Here is an 18963-nt window from a genome sequence, read left to right as displayed (position 1 = left end):
TCCTCCTATTCTACAGGCACATCCTCATAATCTTTGTCTTCAGATTCTGAAGGAATCTCAATATATTCCTCATCGTCATCTATGATTGGGCCTTTCTTTTTCTTAATAAAGCTACCTTTGTTGCTATAAAAATAAAGACCGCCTACACCAGCCATTCCTATCAAGATGCAAACAACCAAAACATTACTTTTACCAGATTTTTTCTCTGTTTTTACTGGCTGATTATCATCTTGTTCAGAATCCGTTGTATCGGTCTTTGTTGTATCTACCTTTGCAGCTTCAGCAGCTTCCTTGGCTTTTTCTAATTCCTTCTTCTCATCATCATCTAATAAAGCCATCAAATCCTGCTCATCAACAAGATTAAGGAAGTGAACAGTGTTCTCCCCATTATCGTCTCTATCTATGATGATATAAAAGATATTTCCATCCTTTGTTGTAACTGTAATGAACTGCTTTCCAGATTGCTCTGTAGCTCCATAGTCATCAACAATCGATAGGTTTCCATCTGGAGTAAGTGGCCCCATCTCCTCAATTGCCTGTGTCTCGTCCTCTGTAGATTCATCTTCATCTATTACAGACATATCTACATTATCTGGTACTTGTGCGTTCGCACTTATTGGAACAGATGCTGCTGCAAGCATTCCAATCATTGTAAGCATCATCAGCTTAGTTTTCATCCTCTTCATCAAAATCTTCCTCCTTTGATATATTCGTATTTGCGATTTCTTCTATCGGCTTATTGCCTGGTAAATTATCTTTTGAATAAGCAATGAGATTTGCTAACTGTTCAGGTGTTAAATCTGCTGCAACCATCATTTCATGAATACAGGTCTTTTCTAACTCAGCACATTTCTTCTGAAGAGCTTTTACCTTGTTATCCCACTCATCCCTTTTTGCCTGAGCACGTTTTAAATCACTTCTGACTTTGTCCAGTCTTTCAAACATAAATCCTCCTTCACCTATGGCAGCCTGCCATAGCATAAAAAGTGTTTTTTATAGTAGTTGGTATTAATAGATGTGTATTGAATTGGGTTGCCGCAATGAAGCATTATTCCATCTCCACAATAAATCCCTACATGAGTAGCTCCTGCTTTGTTCCTTTGAGTTCCTTTAAAGAAAATCAAATCTCCAGGCTTTGCTTCCTCTGCAGAAACCACAGTGCATTTAGCTTTAAGACCATTACAATCTGTTCTTCCTACACTCCAGCCAGAATGATTTAATACCCAACATACAAATCCACTACAATCAAATCCTGTACTTGGACTACTGCCTCCCCATACGTAGGCTCTCCCCAGGTACTTTTCTCCTTCTGCTATCATTGCCGCAAAAGTCTGATCCGTTAAAGCTTCTGGAGGAACTTCTAAATCCTCTGGAATCTCTACATCTGTATATAGGTCTTCAAATAAATCTGGCTTATTTCCTTTTGTTTCTAGAAGCACATTGTATCTGGCTCTTTGAACTTCTGTTAGTGGCTTTCCTTCGATTACTTTTCCAAGCCCTCTGTTATTAAGCTTTACTGTGAGAATGCTTACTGTATAACTTTCTATTTCCTGGTAGGAATAGACTTCACCATTCTCTATACCATACTTGGTAACAGTCCTATACCTGGTCTCTTCTCTGGAACTATATGAAAGGTTGTACTGTAAATTAAATAACTCTTTTATTACTTCCTTCATACCGCGCCTAGTAAAGTTCTCATAAACAGCTGTTAAATAAGAAATCAGCTCGTAGGGATTATGACCAATCTCTTCGAGCTGATATTCATATTCATCGTATCCAGGAAAATCTGTTTCCGTATTGTTTATTGTTTTCCTTAACTCTTTCTCCAACTTATTGTAATCAGAGTTTACGCCAATGATATCTTCATCGTAGGCTGTGTAGGTTCCTGCAACAGTAGTTTCACTCATTGAGCCAAACATTGTAAGTATTTCCACTTTAAAAGCTTGAAACACAAGAAATAACGCTACAATAACTATAATCGCTACAAGCACAACTGGATTTTCTATCAAAAACTCTATAATAGTCTGGATAGCCTTACGAGCTGCATCAAACAATTCTTTTGCAATCTTCGCTGCTTCTTCAGCAGCTTTTTTTGAAACCTCCGCAGTTGCTTTAGATGACTGTTTAGTAGCTTCTGTTGCAGCTTTAGCCTGTTCTTTTTGAATCTGAGCCCTCTTGATTCTCTTTCTAATCATCTTTTTTGTTAGCTCATGAGTCTCACTTGCTGCAGACAGGCCATAATCCAGCGCATCTCCACCTACGTTTTCATCCTGATTGTATGCATACATTACATACCTCCCCTCTGCTTAATGGCTGCAAGCTCCTCTGGCTTAGTAGTCAGATACTGATAGAGCATATTGTCCTTAGGGAAGTTATCCTTAAATGGAAGAACTACACTTCCACAAAACATCAATCCTCTACCTGAAGGAGCATTGGTTACATACTTAAGCTGAGCTTCACTGATTCCAAGACTTTCCGCCAGGATTTGCTTATCCTCAGAGCCCTGATTAAGCATGTAGACAAACTCACAGTTTTCAAAGATATTACTAATCTCTGGACTGGAGAGTACATCTTTTACATTCTGCGTTAAGGCTGTAGGGATACCTCCCCACTTTCTAAATCGCTTATAGATTTCTACGCTATAGGCTGCTGTCTGCTCATCCTTTAAAAGCAAATGGAACTCATCCATGTAGTAACGGGTGGTCTTTCCTATGTCACGATTCATAGTGACTCTTCCCCATACCTGATCATGAACAATAAGCATACCTACCTTCTTAAGCTGCTTACCTAAATCCTTGATGTCATAGCACACTATTCTGTTGTTAATATTTACATTGGTACGATGATTAAAGACGTTTAGAGAGCCTTTTACATAAAGCTCTAATGATGTTGCTACCTCTATCGCCTCTGGCTCAGATTGGGCCATAAGCTCCTTATAGAGGTCTTCTAATAGGGGCATACGCTCTGGTATTGGATTCTCATAGTACTTGGCATATACATTTCTGATGCATCTATCTATGATGGTCTTCTGTATACCCGTCAAGCCATTGCGCTGATTAAGGATAAGCTCACATAAAGATAACAAGAACTCTGCCTTAAGTGATACTGCATCCTCACCATCAGCATAGTTATCATTAATATCCATAGGGTTAATATATTGAGTAGACTTTTGGCTGATGTGAATTACCTGCCCATCAAACAGTTCTACCAGTGGCGTATACTCTCTTTCCGGATCACTGATAATGATGTCATCATCACTTGATAGCACCACGTTAGCAATCTCTCTTTTAGCTGCAAGAGACTTACCTGAACCTGGCTTTCCAAAGAACATACCATTAGGGTTATTGTTCTTCTTTCTATCAGCAAATATCAGCTCACCTGTAAGAGCATTTCTACCATAATACAAATCATTCTCATCTTCCTTAAATAGCTCTGGTATTCTAAATGGAATGAATATAGCTACAGATGAAGTAGTTACCTTCCTGTACTTTTTGATTAAATCAATGCCCAGCGGCATTACGCTCTTAAGTGCTTTCTCCTGCCTGTAATCCAGTGGATAGGTCTCACAGCTGAACTGCTGAGCTATGCTCTTTTGCTGTTTCACATTGTTCTTAAGACTTTCCTTAGTTTTACCTGTTGTCATTAACAGGAACGTCATGTGGAACATTCGCTCATTCTGACTCTGCAGATTAGAAAGCATTGAGCTGGCATCTTTTCCAAATAGATTAAGGTCATTTGGAATCAAGTCCATGTCATAGCCACCTTTAACAGCCTTTTTCTGTTCATCAATCTTATTCGAATCAATATCTGTTATCTTTCTTTTAACGCCTCTAATAGCCTCATTCTGATTAACAGACTGTAGATGAATGCTAATGAACTGCTGACAATCCAAATTCAGTAGATTCTCAATAAACTGATCTGAAATCTCTGGAGCATCATAAGAAAAGCAACTTACCTGACCAAAATACTCTGGTTTCTTAAAGATACTCTTCGATGGATAATCAATCTTCTTTTCTAGAGAATTGTTCTCTAGGTTCATCTGTGCAAGAATCGCTATTCGTTTTTCTCCATCTAGTATCTTTGCACCTACCCCCATCTGCTCAAAGTTATCAATCACCTTATCTTCAATCTTTGCCAGTCTGCTTTTAGCTTCCTTTACAGACTCGGCTCTAATACCAAAAGTTAGATATCTCTTCTTTATAAGCACATCATCCAGGCACCCCTTGTTTTGCAGGAGCATCTTAGAATACTCTTTTCTGAGCTCATCCAGCTTATCTCCTGTGGTCTTTACCTTCAGCTTTTCTTCCAAATCCTTCGCATTCGCATATACGTTAGCAAAGGTGATTTCAAATTCTACAGAAGTATCAAAGTAATTTAGGAATGTCTTCCACTGATCCATAATAATCTCTTTTTGTTCATCGGATGCCAGCTTATAATTGATATCAGAGAACTCTATTGTTTTTGTATATAGGTCTCCATCTGTAAGGCATATCCCGTTTCTATACATTCTGTCATACAAAACAGTTTCCTGATTCTTCTTGAACTTAAACTCTATTGCTCGCTGCATAATCAGCTCTACTGTATCTCCATTTTTCTCAAACATAGCCACAAAAAATAGCGGCATCATAACCGCCATCATCGCAAACGTTGGAACGCTTATATCTGTAGCAATCTTCTTTATCAAGAAAAATGTTGGAATACCTATAAGCGCAGCAAGAGAAAAGCAAATCACCTGCCTTTTTGTTAGTCCAAAAGCAACCTTTTCTTTTATCCTGGTTAAATCGCTGGGGACTTTTACATTTACTGCCATATCTATCCTTTCTTTTATTGTGCTGAAAATATTCTTTTTGATAGAGTGCCTGTCTTAAACAAGCTAAATACAAGAAGTATGTTGTAACCAAGTACTCCCCACATTGTGCCAGCGATATCATCAGAAATAGTGATGTTCTGAATCAATACTGCGTATATACCAACAACAATTAAAATCAGAAAACCTTGGAATCCAATAGCTAACAAGCTTCTAACGTAATTCTGTCCAATATGGCTCTGCTCCTTATTTCCAAATGTTGAAAATGGAATTGGAGCCATACTAACTAGCAAATAGATTTCTATCATTCGTCCATAGATAACAACGAATATAATAAGCTGGATTATCTTGAAGCCTGCAGCCAAAGCAGTAACTTCTGCATACAGAGGTAAAATCTCACCCACACTCATTCCTTCAAGTGTGCTTCTCAATGTCGCCAGCTGAAATGACGTTACTTCTGTTGAATTAGTAATAAAGCTTCCTGCCTGTGATGTTACATGAGTAGTCACATCAAAGATAGCCATTGTAAATTCAAAGCAATGTGTTATTGCCATCACCGCTACAAAAGTCTTAATCAGCCATTTCATAAAAATCCATGTTTCAAAATTTGCCAGATTATTATGAGCCACCACAAGCTGTATCAGCTCATAACTCGCAATAAACGTTAGAATCATTCCCGCAATAGGCATTAACGCCGTTTCTGAAGTCGATTTAATTAGAGGGTAAACTCCATCGATAAATGTTGCTGGCCCTGTTGATACCTGACCAGTCACTTTAGCTACTTCTGCATTTACACCATCAAAAAGACCTGTTAGACACCACATAATTCCATCAATCAGCTTACTTTTCATATAGTCAGCCATTGAATCAAATATTATATCCATATGTCTTCCTTTCGTCTTTAACATAAAAGGAGCTGACAGCTCATTAAGCCGCCAACCCCAATTTCAGGTTCAATATTAAACTCTAATACCAGCTTTAGAACAAGCCTGCAAGGAGTGGAATGAGCTTAACACCAATGAGGATGATTCCACCACCACTCATAAACTGCTTCATTCCCTGCGACTTAGCGCCTGGATTGTCATTGCCATATCCTTCAAGAAGGTTTACAGCGCCCCAAACTCCAAGGCCTGCGCCGATTGCTGTTACTAAAGTTCCCATTACGTCTACACCTGAATTAAAAAATGCCATTTTGATACCTGGTTCGAAAACTCACCATCATCCATTGTCCTTCATCCGGAATCTCTCCATCATCTTTTCACCTTCATTCGGAAGCAGCGAGCTTCCGAATTTTCCTTTCTTTTAAAAAATATAGTTTATAGTTACGTCTCACACCCTAATCCTGCGCACCTGATTTTGGGCATAATAATAGACCAGAGAATCTGGGCGTCCCCAGAATCGCTGGTCTATGTAAGGTTCATATTCAGTTCGACAAACCTGAAGTTGTTTAGCAGAAATATTCTAATTATTTTACACAATAAATTGAATCCAATCTAATGGTTTATGTCAAATACTATTAGCAGATTAATTGCTTCTAACCTCATAGCATAGAATGGCTTTCTGGAAGTATTCATCACTAAATCTTGGTTCTGCCATTAATTCACCGCTTTATTTTTCTCTCTAAGCTTAATCCTAAAAGCAACAATTGGATCCACAGCAAATAAAATCAAAAGGACATTTCCAATTAATAACAAAATTAATAGAAAATAGGCGCTTTTAATTGCTGGATTTGTGGCATTATTTGCTGAGATTCCGCATCTAGCACCGATATAACTCGCCAATCCAATAATGGATAAGTTAACCTTTCCATCCATATTATATCCATATGTTCTTTCCTCTATTTTTTTCTCAAGTCGATAAATTTTAAATATTCTTAATGCGATGAAAAGCAATGTGATTGCTATGTTAATCAACAGATTAGCAAAAATATAATAGATTAATAAGTTTATAGTAATTGTTAAAACTACTATCAATTCGCTCTCAAATACCATCAACATTTTGATGTGTTTGTATTCCTTTTCTTTTTCAAATAAAGAAATAAGCATAATAAAAGGACATAAAATAAATATACATATAGTTAATACTATAAAAAACTTATTAACAATTCCATCTATGATGAATGGTATAAATCCGCACAATAAAAATAGTGGTGGAATAAATGAATGTTTAAATTCCACATCAGGTAATCTACTAATAACCTCAAATATGTTAGTTACTTTTTTGTTATTTTTTGCCATCAATTATCCCTTCATTTATCAAGCTTAACAAACTCCGATTTGTCGGTCTACATTGTATTCCGGTTAATACGAATATCACTTTCCTGTAAGTTTTAAGAATTTCTTATCGTTCATTTGCTCGTTTGTAACATACTCTCCATCATGGAACAACGCATAATTCGTAATCGGTGTCGGTGCATTTTGTGCTTCTTCTTTGCTTTCAAGATGTATTGCCTTGAATGCAATACCATTTTCTTTTGCCGTCTGCTCCAAAACCGGGACATATTTTGCATTGAACGGGCACTGATTCGTATAGTACAGAACATATCCCTTCTCTTCTATATGCGGATGTTTTGCACATTCCTTAAACACCGGAGCTTTTGCATTTTTATCGAATGGCATATACCAAAGCTGAATCCCATTATCAGCTTCATCGCTCACGACAAATCCTTTGTACTTCAGAAACTTCGGATCAGCCAGAAACGGTTTCTTCTTTGAAGCGCAAAGAATACAAAGCCCTTTTTTCCCTTTTTCCTTAGTATCCTCGATGCAGGCAGTAAGTAGATCAGTAGAATATCCATGTCCTTTGAAAGCCCCGGACACCCAAAGACAGTCAATGTACATATATCCATCTGCCTCTATCGGAATCCATGCGTTTTCCGCCGGGATATATTCGATAAAGCACTTTCCGCGCTCTACGCTCTTTAGGAAAACAAGTCCTTCATCAAACCGCTCCGAAAGCCATGCCTTCTTAGAAGAAACCTGAACATCCTTATTATTTGATATCGCGCAGCAAATATGCTCCTCTTCGAGGTTATCTTTTGTTACATGAACATATTCCATGACCGCTCCTTTCAATAATTTGCCTCTAAAAATTCCGATTTGTAGAAGAACTATTAAGTAGAGCATAATTCCGCCTAATAGCGCTTTCATTTCGATAAACACATTTATCTTATAATTCTTCCAATGCGGGCACTTGAAAAAATATCCTCAAAACAGTTTGGAGAATTTACGTATAAATGAGTTCTCATCATATTTAATTAGTTACAACATAAAGTATAGCAATTTTAATACAATCAAAATAGATAATTTTTTATATTTTGGCGGCAAGCCTGCGCCAACCGCCATACCATTACATCTTCACCACATCAAACATTTCTCCACTTTTGACCTTTAATCCACTCCTAAGATACTTCTCAATATCTAAGTTATTTCTAGGATCATATTCTCCAGTCTCCTGGTACAGTGGATGTTGAGTGACATCATATTTGTCCGACAAAAATGGTCTTACACCACGAAGCTGCAAGATGCATTTATCTCCATCAAGCACTGCAAGCTCATCCATAGTCATTAGGTCTTTACCAGCCTTTTGATAGTTGGTTGAAAACGAAGGATTGTTACCTCTGCTTTCTCCAGTGTTATACATATCAATAGTTTCTTTACCTAATGCCTGGCTTAAGTCCTTCAGCGTAGTAGGCTCAGAACCTCCTAAAAACAACTGTGAATCCATATTACCTATGATTGTGTCACAGTGGTCTTTATAGATTGCTTTCAGCTGGGATTTGGCTTGTAGAAATAGGCAAGCACTAATCTCACGGCTTCGGATTGTAGCTACCAGCTTCTCTAGGTTTGGAATCTGACCGATGTTTGCTGTCTCATCTATAAGGCAACGTACATGAATAGGCAGTTTGCCACCATAAACATCATCAGCTTTCTCACAAAGCAAATTGAAAAGCTGAGTGTAAATCAGTGAAATCAAGAAATTGAATGTAGCATCTGTATCACTCATGATGAGGAACAAGGCAGTCTTTTGATCACCTAAGGTATCAAGCTGAAGTTCATCATATTCTGTAATCTCACGTAGCTCCTTAATATCAAATGGAGCTAGTCTGGCACCACATGAAATAAGAATAGATTTAGCTGTCTTTCCAGCTGCTAACTTATATTTCTTATATTGCCTAACAGCGAAATGTTCAGGATCCTTTTTCTCCAGCTCATTAAACATAATGTCTACTGGATTCTCAAAATCTTCATCATCTTCTCTGACTTCTGATGCATTCAGAAAATCTAAGAGAGTGCTAAAGTTCTGTTCCTCTTCAGGAGCCTCATAATGGATATAACCAATAAGTGCTGAATAAAGCAGGGTTTCTGCCTTGGTCCAGAACTCGTCACCTGACTTGCCATCGCCTTTTGTATTAGTAATAAGAGCATTTACCAGCTTTAAGATATCTTTTTCTGTATGAATATACTCGAAAGGATTGTAGTGCATACTCTTATTAAAATTGATTGTATTAAATATCTTCAATCTATAGCCATGCTTTAAAAGCGTCTTACCACATTTAATAACTACATCTCCCTTTGGATCAGTAACAACATAGCTGGAATGCATCTGTAGTAGGTTCGGCAGCAAAAAGAATCTTGTTTTACCTGAACCTGAACCACCAGTGATGCATACATTTTTATTTCTTGCATATTTTGGTTGTTTAGGGCGACTGCTCATCATCAGTCGCTCTGTTTGGGTGAGGATGATATTATCCTCAAACTTTGGAGCCTCGAAAGGCCCTATGTCCTGCTGATTTCCCCATCGTGCTGTTCCATACTCCGCACCATGGCGATATTTCTTAGCATTCTTCCCCTTCATTATCACAACAACCTTCATCACAACACCAATAACAATACCGACCATCAAATCAAATGGATGAAGGCTAGGGAGAAAGTTAGAAAGAGCAATAGGAAGAGATTGAAATAATCCATCAAACTTTTCCGAAACATTTGCACCTTCTGCTATTCTCCAAGCCTCTCCAAGATTTGTTGCGAATAGTCCCATCAACACGTAAGGAACGTTCAGCAGAATCAAACGTTTCTGCTGTTTTGTCATTTATCTAACCTGCTCCTTTTTCTTTGTTCTTGTTTTCTTTGGTTGCGATTTCACTTTTTCAACGAGACGCTTAAGCTTCTCTCTGACACTAGGTCTTTGTTCTCGCTTAACCATCTTTTGTGCATACTCATTCATGACTGCCTCTAAAGCATCTGTATCTCTCGCTTTAAAGAAAGCTGTATACACTGGTGGATTCTGATTCTTATCTTTCATAATGGCAAAATCCACGCCATATTTCTTGGCAATTCTCTCAAAGGTTTTGATTCCTTTATCACCAATCTCCATACTAGCAACACCCTGATTCTGCTTAATAAGCTCATCAATAGACTGTTTACCCTGAATATGAGTATCAATACTATCAAGCTTTTTATTTGCCCTATGGCGCATATAAAGCCTAACAGCTGAAATAATTCCATTAACAGTTAGTCTTGAACCTGTTATAGCAAGCCGGACTGTTTTCTCCTCAATTTCTTCCTGCAAGCTCTCACCTCCTTTCCATAAAAATAGCAGCTAACCTATTTATTGGCAGCTGCTCTCTTTTCTTCATCAGTATCTTTTGTTAAAAGGGACTGATATGCTACCAGCCTCTTTGCCTGATCCCGCTTTTCCTTATCTTCGATATCATCAAAACTAATGCTCACTTCATAACCACTCATCTGATTATCCTCCTATAAACACATATCTTTATTTCTCTGTTTCTTTTGCCATTGTTCCAATAGCTTGATAATCGTATCTTCCATCTGACGTGGAGTATAGCTCTTAGGAAAATACTTCTTAAGCACATCATTCTTAAGAGTAACCCTGTCTACATCCTGCTTCTTTTCTTCTGAAAGAATAATTCCCATCCCCTCAGCTGTTATTTTATTTTCCTGAGCTAGCTTTTTAATTCGCTGCGCCTGAGAAAGTGAAGGTGTGGACTGAGCATAATCCATAGCTTCTAGTAAATCCTTCTGCTGGTTAGCATTTAAAAAGGAAAGCTCAACAGCTGGATTAAAAGCAATTGTCTTATCATCTACCATGTCTAGAAGTTCTGGACATAGGTTTGTCAGACGAATGTATCGCTTAACATTTGTTTTTGAAATACCAGCTTCTTCCGCAATTATTTCAGTGCTCAACTTCGGACCAACTTGGTCCGAAGTTAATTGAGCTACCTTTCCCTGATGTTTCATAGCATCCAACTTCATCTTATAAGCCCAGGCTCTTTCACTAGGAAGAATCTCTTCTCTCTGCAAATTACTGTCTACCATCAAGATAGTAGCTGCATCATCATCCAAATCCCTTACGATACAAGGAATAGTTTCTAGTCCTGCAATCTCACAGGCATGATGTCTTCTGTGACCAGAAAGGATTTCATAACCATCACCATCAGGTCTTACGATGGCTGGCTGTAAAACACCAAACTCCTGAATCGATTCTACAGTCTTTGCCATATCCTCATCATCTTTTACCTTGAAGGGATGTCCTTCAAAAGCATGCAGATCAGTAAGAGGTAATTCAACAACTACATCACCTTCTGGTGCCTTAGCTGCTTCCACATCTACAGCTCCTCCAAAAATATCATCGTAACTGCTCAGCTGAATGTTTGCGCGCTCTTTCGCCATTCTTCAATACCTCCTTTGTAAGTTCTCTATATGCATCTGCAACTTTTCCCTTTGGATCATGTGCATAAATGCTTTTTCCTTCAGCACTGATTTCTGCAGCTCTGACAGAATGAGGAATCTCAGTCTTATAAACCTTTAGCTTTGTTCCATAAGTCTCGCGAATCAAATTGCTAATATCCTTAGCATAGTTTGTTCTGTTATCCACCATGGTAAGAAGAATTCCATCAATCTTAAGCTTAGGATTAATCTGTCTTCTTACTTTGCTAACAGTCTGTAAAAGCTGCTCCAAACCTTTAGCAGAAAGATACTGAGCCTGAACTGGAATAACCAGCTGGTCTGCAGCTGCTAACGCATTTACGGTAAGCATTCCAAGTGAAGGCATACAATCAATTAACACATAGTCGTAATTCGTTTTTACGGAATCAATGTATTCCTTTAAAACTTTCTCACGGCTCATGTAGTTTACTAGAGATAATTCCATACCAGACAGCTCTATGTTTGCTGGTAGCAAATCAACGCCTTCTTTGTGGTGAAGGATTCCTTCACCTGGCTCAATCCGCTGCTCATTAAGCACCTTTCCCATAATGTCTTTTACCGTTACCGGTATCTCATCAGTTCTTGGATACCCAAGGCTGATGGTAAGTGAACCCTGTGGGTCCAAATCGATAAGCAAAACCTTTTTCCCTTCGGCAGCAAGACCAATCCCAAGATTTTCTGTACTTTGGGTTTTCCCAGTCCCACCTTTCTGATTTACTAATGCCATAACAACTGGCTTACTCATTGTTTAGCCCTCCTTCATTCTTAAAAATTTCATTGTTACAACGAGTGTGATAATAGGCCTCTGTAGTCATCAGAGAATTATACAAAGCTGCAAGCAGATACTGTTTTATGTTCCTGATGCTTGGCTTGTTTTCCTCAAGCCTGTCTAAAACAAATACGATGTTAAACATATTCAGTTTCATGAACTGTGATTTAACAACGCTCATTGGCTTCGTATCCCCACAAATGACAATCTCTTTGCGAGAAGAAGTCACCACATCAACAATCAGCTCATAGAGCTCATTCACAATACTGTTATCCGGATAATCAACTCTTAAAGCCTCAAGACCAATCTGCTTTGCAACATAACTTCTGATTGCAGAATAGTTATCTTTCTTAAGTCCTGTCTCGTCCTGCCCTTCACATACACCACCTTCATTCTCAGACTTGACATGACTAGACTCAGTCTCAATAAACTCAGTTTTATTAAACTCAGTATTATTAGAGTGTTCATACGACATTTCTTGAGATGTTTTTTCGACATTTCTAGAAGTGTCATTTGGACATTTCCGGAAGTGTCCGTTCGACACTTCCTCTGAAAAGTCCAATACATAGATGAGATTTGGTTTATTTAATCCCTGTCTCTTTTTTTCAATAAGCTCGAAATCCTCAAGCTCCTGGAAGAAACTGCAGGCCTTTTTGTTACCACACTTAAAGTTCTTTTCAACCTCTGCAACCGTGTAATAAACAAAGACTCTACCTTCATCATCAAACCATCCATTCTCTGCAGATAAACTCATCCTATCCAGAAGGAAACCATACAAGACCTTTGCCTGAAGGGAAAGCTTGTCAAACATCTCCTCTGAAAACAATAGCTTTGGCATTCTTACAAATGAAAAAAGGTCAGCTTGCCGCCGACCATAAAAATATTTTTTAGACATTACATCTCACCTTTCGTATTAAGTTTATTTGGCCTAAATAGCCATTTCGCCTTTATCCTTAGACTTCGGCTTATGCTCCTTTTGGGGAGCTTCCTTGACCTTATCCTGGGTCTTCTTAAGCTTACCAACAGCAGATTCTTTCTCAGCCTCTTTATCAGGCTCACGCTCCTTTGTAGCTATTCGCTCTTTGAAGTTCTCTGCCAGCTCAAATACCTTTTCCTTTGAATCATAGTGATATAGATTATCCGAAAGGATGTCTTCTGGTGGAACCTCACATGAATTCACATCGGAAATCATATCCTTAAGAGCATTTATATCGTGAGCCATAGACTCAGGTACTAAAAGCACCTCGTGGATTGAACAAGGGATAATATAGAAGTCTTCTCCCATCTTTTTTGCCTGCTCATCCAAGAAGCCCTCATAAGCAATAACACCAGCTCCATGATGCTTATCTGCCACTGTACCAACGAGAATTCGATCTTCTGGCCCGTCAGCTTGAATCATAAATCCTGCATCCGGAATAAGCTCTGCAATTGTTCCAAATAAAGTATTAACCTCAACTGGTCTAATCTCTGGAGATGAAATAAGAGCATCCTGATGAAGCTGCTCCTTTGTAATATCCATCTTATCAAGCATCTCATTTGTCACAACGACTGATGCTATTCCATCATCCAACTGTCCAAGCAATACACGATATACAATCGCTATATCCTCCATATCTTTGTGAGGAACCTTCTCAAGAAGTGATGCATTCTTTTCAGCATTTACTGCTTCAAGTACCAACTTGTCCTTGATGAAATCATAATCTGTAAGCTGATTTGCATCGTAGCTTGGCATGTTAGAAATAGCGTCATCCATCATCCTTGTCGCGTGGTTCAGAACCAGGTCGTAATCATCTGTTTTCTCATATGCTGCAAACAGATTTGAGAAATTACCACTAGGTCCCATCATGGAATTCTCAAGCTTAACAGAAATTGCATCATAACCATCCTGATTAAGCTTCTGTGAAGGTGCGATATCTACACTGGCGATATCATGCCCTTTTGCCTCAAGATTACTCTTAAGGTCTTCTTTGAACTGCTCTTTGAACTGTTCGTAGTCCATACAACTAACCTCCTTATGAATATTTCATTTTTGTCTATAAGTGAGACAAAAAAAGAGCAGTTATTCAATAAAGAATACCTACTCTATGTAACAAAAATATTCAGTTTGGAAGGCAAATGGTGTCAAAAAAATTGACACCATTTTGACACCATTTTCTCATGACACCCTTTTCAAAAATCCTTATTTTACGCCATTTTGACACCACAAGTTATGACAACTTACGATACGTTACGATAAGATATAACAGTTTACATAAATAGCAAAAATCCTTATAAATCCGCTATTTTTCGCTAATCTTATTCCACTCATAAGGGGTGTTCTGATATACGTAATAATTCAACCAGTTAGAATACATGATATTTCCATGGCTTCGCCACTGAAGCAGCGGCTTCTGCTCTGGATCATCGTCTGGATAATAGTTAACAGGGAGTTCAATTTTCAATCCCTTGTTCTTATCGCGCTTGTACTCGTTATCGAGAGTGAATCGATCATACTCTGGGTGTCCCATCACAAAAATATTGCTGCCATCCTTAGACATGCAAAGGAACACTCCTGCTTCCTCTCCTTTAGCACAAACTACAAGATCCTTACAAGCCTCTATATCTTCTGTGCGTACGCCTGTGTGACGGCTGTGTGGCGCATAGAAAACATCATCAAATCCACGAACAAGTGGAATCTTTCTGTTCTGAACTCTGTGTGGGAATATACCAAATTTCTTCTCATCTAAATCATATTTATTAATGCCATAGCGGTAATATAATCCTGCCTGGCATCCCCAGCAAAGATGAAGTGTAGATGTTACATGAGTCTTTGTCCACTCAAACACATGAGTGAGCTCCTCCCAATAATCTACCTCTTCAAAAGGCATCTGCTCCACTGGTGCACCAGTAATAATCAAACCATCGAAATATCTGTCATATACATCCTCAATGCGCTCATAGAAAGTATCAAGATGAGTCTTACTTGTGTGCTTGCTCTCGTGGCTTCCGACAGTGAGGAAAGTCACATCCACCTGAAGTGGTGTATTGGAAAGGGAGCGCAAAAGCTGAAGCTCTGTAGCCTCCTTCAAAGGCATTAGATTTAAAATCCCAATCGAGATAGGTCTGATATCCTGATGAGTGGACCTATTCTCGTCCATAACAAATATATTCTCTTGCTCAAGTATTGCCTTAGCAGGTAAATCGTTTTGTGTTCTAATTGGCATACTTACCCTCTCCTTATCATCTAGTAAAATAAATAACTTTACTAATGATAACACAACCTATCTCCTTCCGCCATGAGTTAATTGTTTATTCTTGTACATACGCTCATCCGCCAAAAGATAAATAGAATTAGAATCCTCCCCCGGAAGCTCATAGCTAAAAGCATATCCTACTGCTGTGCTTCGAGGAATCGAGGAATCTGCGCTGTTCAGCTGCTTTAATGCCGTATTCAAATTCTTAATCAACCGATCCACAATTTTTATTTTTTCGCCAGTAAGTATGGCTACAAACTCATCTCCACCTATTCTTGCAACAAACCCTTCTCTGCCAAATATGTGATTCAATACTTTTCCAAATTGAATAAGATATTTATCCCCCATAAGATGTCCCTGATTGTCGTTTACAGCTTTTAGTCCATTCAAATCAATACTTATAATACAATAATCATCCTCCAGCTGATTAAGATTTTCCATGAAATTATCGTATTTCGCTCTATTTGGTAACCCTGTAAGCTCATCCGCATATGCAAGATGTTTCAGAGACTGATATTCCCTGTGACGTGAAAATGTATCTGAAATAAAAATATAGTAATTCAACAAGGTCACAAAAACCATGCACATCGCACCTAAAGGAACAGCTTTTTTTGAAAGCATAATCTGCTTTGAAACTCCCATCACTTCCAGATAGTAAAAAAACAAATTAAAAATAAATGATGCCGCCAAAAGAGCTTGTCCTGTAAGCTGCAAAAACTGAGCCCGCGAAACTAAATGTTGCCTTGCATCCTTTAGTAATATCATTACAAACATAAAAACTATTAGTACCATAGCATCAAGCTGATATATAAATAGAAGCTTGTTGATATGCACCTTGCCCATAAAGTGCAGTACTATAAGTAATATAGGAACAATAGTTCCACTGATTGCAAAAGCCAAGAATATCTTTCGTTCAAGATAATTTCTCATACACCCCATTGTCATGTACATAAATGGCACTACCATATAAAGTGATATGTACTCTATCTCTGTCTGATGCCCATAAGTTTCTATAAATAAATCCAACAGCTTAAACTGGGTCAAAAACCAAATTCCAAGAACAATAAACAACAGTGATGAATAAATCTGCATATTGATTTCTGGTATATCGCTTCGAAAGCCTACTCCTATCGCAAAAAATATCACACCAAATATAATCAAAAATGCAGAGGAAATAAAAATAAATACATGATTAAGAATGGTATACTGAAGTACATCTAAATAGCCACCCAATACCGGTGGTTCGAAATACCCATAGGCATTATCCTCCGCGATTAGTAAAGAAAGCTTTATGGTTACAGGCATATACAGCTTTGGCAAAATAGCAAAATTATTCTCACAACCAATAAATTTACCAGCCTTATATGCCTCCACCTGGTTACTTTGCACCATTCTTGAGTCTACAAACAGCATCCATGCACTATAGTTAGACTCAAAAAATAAAGTAGCATCCACATACTTGCTTAAATCGACATCTCTTTTTATTAAAACAATAGTATCCCCTTTAAATGTACCATTTCCAATAATATTCCTTAGTTGCGAAATCTGAACATCCTCAAATTTTGAATCATTATAATATACATCCCATCCTTCATTAAGCTCTTCCACATTGTATTTACTATCTGCCTGCAAAAAGAAATGGCCTATAATTAAAAGCACGATAAATGCAATGAAGGATATCGCAAGATTAAATACCGTTTTAACCATGATGCGCCTCCTTCATTCTGTACATACGCTGATCAGCCAGATAGAAAACATCAGCATATTTCCTGCTCTCCACCTCATTACTAAAAGCATATCCGACAGATGCAGACAACTTAAATTTGCTATCTCCCTCATTAAAGTGATTCATTTCATCCATAAACTTCTTTATACACATTTCTATAGCATCAGCTTTTTTGTTCTTAAAAAGAGCTATAAATTCATCACCACCAGTGCGCGCCCTAAGCTCAGCATCACTAAAAGAATTATCAAAAGCCTTTGCAAAAGCTTTAATCATATCATCACCTACTGCGTGGCCAAAGGTATCATTAACAGATTTTAAATTATCCAGGTCAAGGCTGACGATAGCATAATCTCCCTGCAAATTTGCAAATTCCTGACTGCATGCCGCTCTATTCATCAATCCAGTTAATGCATCTGTATATGCCAAGCCTTCCAACTGAGCTTTCATTCTCTGAGCACTCATATGGTTAATACTGTTAATGAAATAATAAATAAAATGGCACACCATGAAGAAAAGCATTCCAATCTCAAATAAGTTTATAGAGGTAAACAGAGTAACATGAGTAAAATCTTCATTCGTCCCCCAAATTACACTTAAAAAAATTTCTATAAGAGCTGAAGCCACCAATATCGTGAACCCTATCATAAGATAAATTTCTGCATCAACACCAACGATATAATCTACATCTTCCTGACTGTCACTTTGTTTTTTTAAGCATTTAATGAGAATAGGTAACAGAATTAGAATTTCCACAACATCAACCGTTCCCACAAAATCCTTGAAAAAGTATAAGTGTACCACTCCAGAAAAATGCAGTAACAAAATAATAATCGGAAATACGATATTTAAGACAATAATAATTTTCTGCTTTTTTTCCTCAACATCGGAATGCAAAGAATAAAAAAGCATTGAAAAAGCAAGTGGAAACAGATAAAACGAAATGTACTCCATCATAGAAAAGAACTCCTGATGAAGTCCGCCCAATATACATAAAATATCATTACTAGAATATATATAGCATCCTAATAGCATAGCAAAATCCGCACTAATATAAACTTGTAATGCACTTTTGTGAGTGAGTAAAAGATAAATCCAAAGTGAAAATAAAAGACATGAATATATAATTAAAAATCCACCAATGAAAATGGTAGTTCTATTAAAGCTGAAAAAAGCTCGAATCAAGTCACGTTTTTGACCGTAAAAAACTGGGGATAATTGTCTAATGGCAAAATCATCCCCAATAGTATATTTGATTGTAACGTCATGAACACCTGGGCTTAAATTAAGCGTTACAAAATTAAAAAGCTTAGGTATAAACATCCTCTTTTCAAAAAAATCTTGCCCAAAAGAATACATCAGCTCATTATCTATCAGCACCTCTATAGCCGATAGCTCGCTTTTAAACATAAGAGTATTGCAATCTGAGCCAACTTTTATCTTATTTGAAATGGTAATGACATCACCTCTTTTTGAGCGGCCTATATGATATTCTGACAGCACAACGTTTTTCATCACTGAATTGTCACGACTAATAGACCACCCCTTCTCCAAAGGGCTGATATCAGATTCAGAAGACGTTGTGAGCATGCTACCACTTATTGCTAACAGAAAAATTGTAACAAAAGCTGTCAGCATAGGCAGTATCAAAATCTTTTTCTGTTGAAGATTGCGAATATCATCCATATCATGATTTTACA

General features: G+C 37.7%; 18 protein-coding genes. All 18 read right to left on the bottom strand.

Going from position 1 to position 18963, the window contains the following annotated elements; genetic code table 11:
• Positions 1–5: 5 nt before the first annotated feature.
• The 18 genes from G592_RS15660 to G592_RS0104520 all read right to left on the bottom strand — a co-directional run bounded on the left by G592_RS15660 (position 6) and on the right by G592_RS0104520 (position 18949).
• Positions 6–686, bottom strand: coding sequence for a DUF4366 domain-containing protein (locus G592_RS15660; protein WP_051194760.1), 681 nt, complete (start codon positions 684–686; stop codon positions 6–8).
• On the bottom strand, positions 667–945 hold the full coding sequence (locus G592_RS0104600; protein WP_028246776.1) for a DUF4315 family protein: 279 nt from the start codon (positions 943–945) through the stop codon (positions 667–669). Before G592_RS0104600 ends, G592_RS15660 begins: the two co-directional genes overlap by 20 nt.
• Positions 946–959: 14 nt before the next feature.
• Positions 960–2288, bottom strand: a complete 1329-nt coding sequence (locus G592_RS15655) for a C40 family peptidase (protein ID WP_051194759.1) — start codon at positions 2286–2288, stop codon at positions 960–962.
• Positions 2288–4810: a VirB4-like conjugal transfer ATPase, CD1110 family gene (locus G592_RS0104590; RefSeq protein WP_081660309.1), complete on the bottom strand. Its 2523-nt coding sequence runs from the start codon at positions 4808–4810 to the stop codon at positions 2288–2290. Before G592_RS0104590 ends, G592_RS15655 begins: the two co-directional genes overlap by 1 nt.
• A 14-nt stretch (positions 4811–4824) precedes the next feature.
• Complete coding sequence (locus G592_RS0104585) at positions 4825–5691, bottom strand: VirB6/TrbL-like conjugal transfer protein, CD1112 family (protein ID WP_028246774.1); 867 nt, start codon at positions 5689–5691, stop codon at positions 4825–4827.
• Positions 5692–5785: 94 nt separating this feature from the next.
• Positions 5786–5998: a Maff2 family mobile element protein gene (locus G592_RS0104580; RefSeq protein ID WP_028246773.1), complete on the bottom strand. Its 213-nt coding sequence runs from the start codon at positions 5996–5998 to the stop codon at positions 5786–5788.
• A 404-nt stretch (positions 5999–6402) separates the two neighbouring features.
• Entirely contained in the window at positions 6403–7044 is a 642-nt protein-coding gene (locus G592_RS0104575; RefSeq protein WP_028246772.1) for a hypothetical protein, read from the bottom strand.
• A 75-nt stretch (positions 7045–7119) separates the two neighbouring features.
• On the bottom strand, positions 7120–7866 hold the full coding sequence (locus G592_RS0104570; RefSeq protein ID WP_028246771.1) for an N-acetyltransferase: 747 nt from the start codon (positions 7864–7866) through the stop codon (positions 7120–7122).
• 289 nt (positions 7867–8155) lie between these two features.
• Positions 8156–9901, bottom strand: coding sequence for a VirD4-like conjugal transfer protein, CD1115 family (locus tag G592_RS0104565; protein WP_028246770.1), 1746 nt, complete (start codon positions 9899–9901; stop codon positions 8156–8158).
• Positions 9902–10381: a PcfB family protein gene (locus tag G592_RS0104560; RefSeq protein WP_028246769.1), complete on the bottom strand. Its 480-nt coding sequence runs from the start codon at positions 10379–10381 to the stop codon at positions 9902–9904.
• Between the two features lie 35 nt (positions 10382–10416).
• Positions 10417–10557, bottom strand: coding sequence for a hypothetical protein (locus G592_RS17505; protein ID WP_155942154.1), 141 nt, complete (start codon positions 10555–10557; stop codon positions 10417–10419).
• A gap of 12 nt (positions 10558–10569) precedes the next feature.
• On the bottom strand, positions 10570–11502 hold the full coding sequence (locus tag G592_RS0104550) for a ParB/RepB/Spo0J family partition protein (protein ID WP_028246768.1): 933 nt from the start codon (positions 11500–11502) through the stop codon (positions 10570–10572).
• Positions 11459–12283, bottom strand: a complete 825-nt coding sequence (locus tag G592_RS0104545; RefSeq protein ID WP_028246767.1) for a ParA family protein — start codon at positions 12281–12283, stop codon at positions 11459–11461. Before G592_RS0104545 ends, G592_RS0104550 begins: the two co-directional genes overlap by 44 nt.
• Positions 12276–13202, bottom strand: coding sequence for a replication initiator protein A (locus G592_RS0104540; RefSeq protein WP_028246766.1), 927 nt, complete (start codon positions 13200–13202; stop codon positions 12276–12278). Before G592_RS0104540 ends, G592_RS0104545 begins: the two co-directional genes overlap by 8 nt.
• Before the next feature lie 33 nt (positions 13203–13235).
• Positions 13236–14306 (bottom strand): DUF5688 family protein, encoded by a 1071-nt coding sequence (locus G592_RS0104535; protein WP_028246765.1) that lies wholly within the window; start codon positions 14304–14306, stop codon positions 13236–13238.
• Positions 14307–14586: 280 nt separating this feature from the next.
• Positions 14587–15510 (bottom strand): homoserine O-acetyltransferase MetA, encoded by a 924-nt coding sequence (gene metA, locus G592_RS0104530; RefSeq protein ID WP_028246764.1) that lies wholly within the window; start codon positions 15508–15510, stop codon positions 14587–14589.
• Positions 15511–15567: 57 nt separating this feature from the next.
• Positions 15568–17247: a GGDEF domain-containing protein gene (locus G592_RS0104525; RefSeq protein ID WP_028246763.1), complete on the bottom strand. Its 1680-nt coding sequence runs from the start codon at positions 17245–17247 to the stop codon at positions 15568–15570.
• Entirely contained in the window at positions 17240–18949 is a 1710-nt protein-coding gene (locus tag G592_RS0104520; RefSeq protein WP_028246762.1) for a GGDEF domain-containing protein, read from the bottom strand. Before G592_RS0104520 ends, G592_RS0104525 begins: the two co-directional genes overlap by 8 nt.
• Positions 18950–18963 lie beyond the last annotated feature (14 nt).

The sequence above is a fragment of the Pseudobutyrivibrio ruminis CF1b genome (genome assembly GCF_000424005.1).
GTDB lineage: Bacteria > Bacillota > Clostridia > Lachnospirales > Lachnospiraceae > Pseudobutyrivibrio > Pseudobutyrivibrio ruminis_C.
Note: the sequence above shows the minus strand (reverse complement) of the source record. Positions and strands in the feature narration are given on the sequence as shown.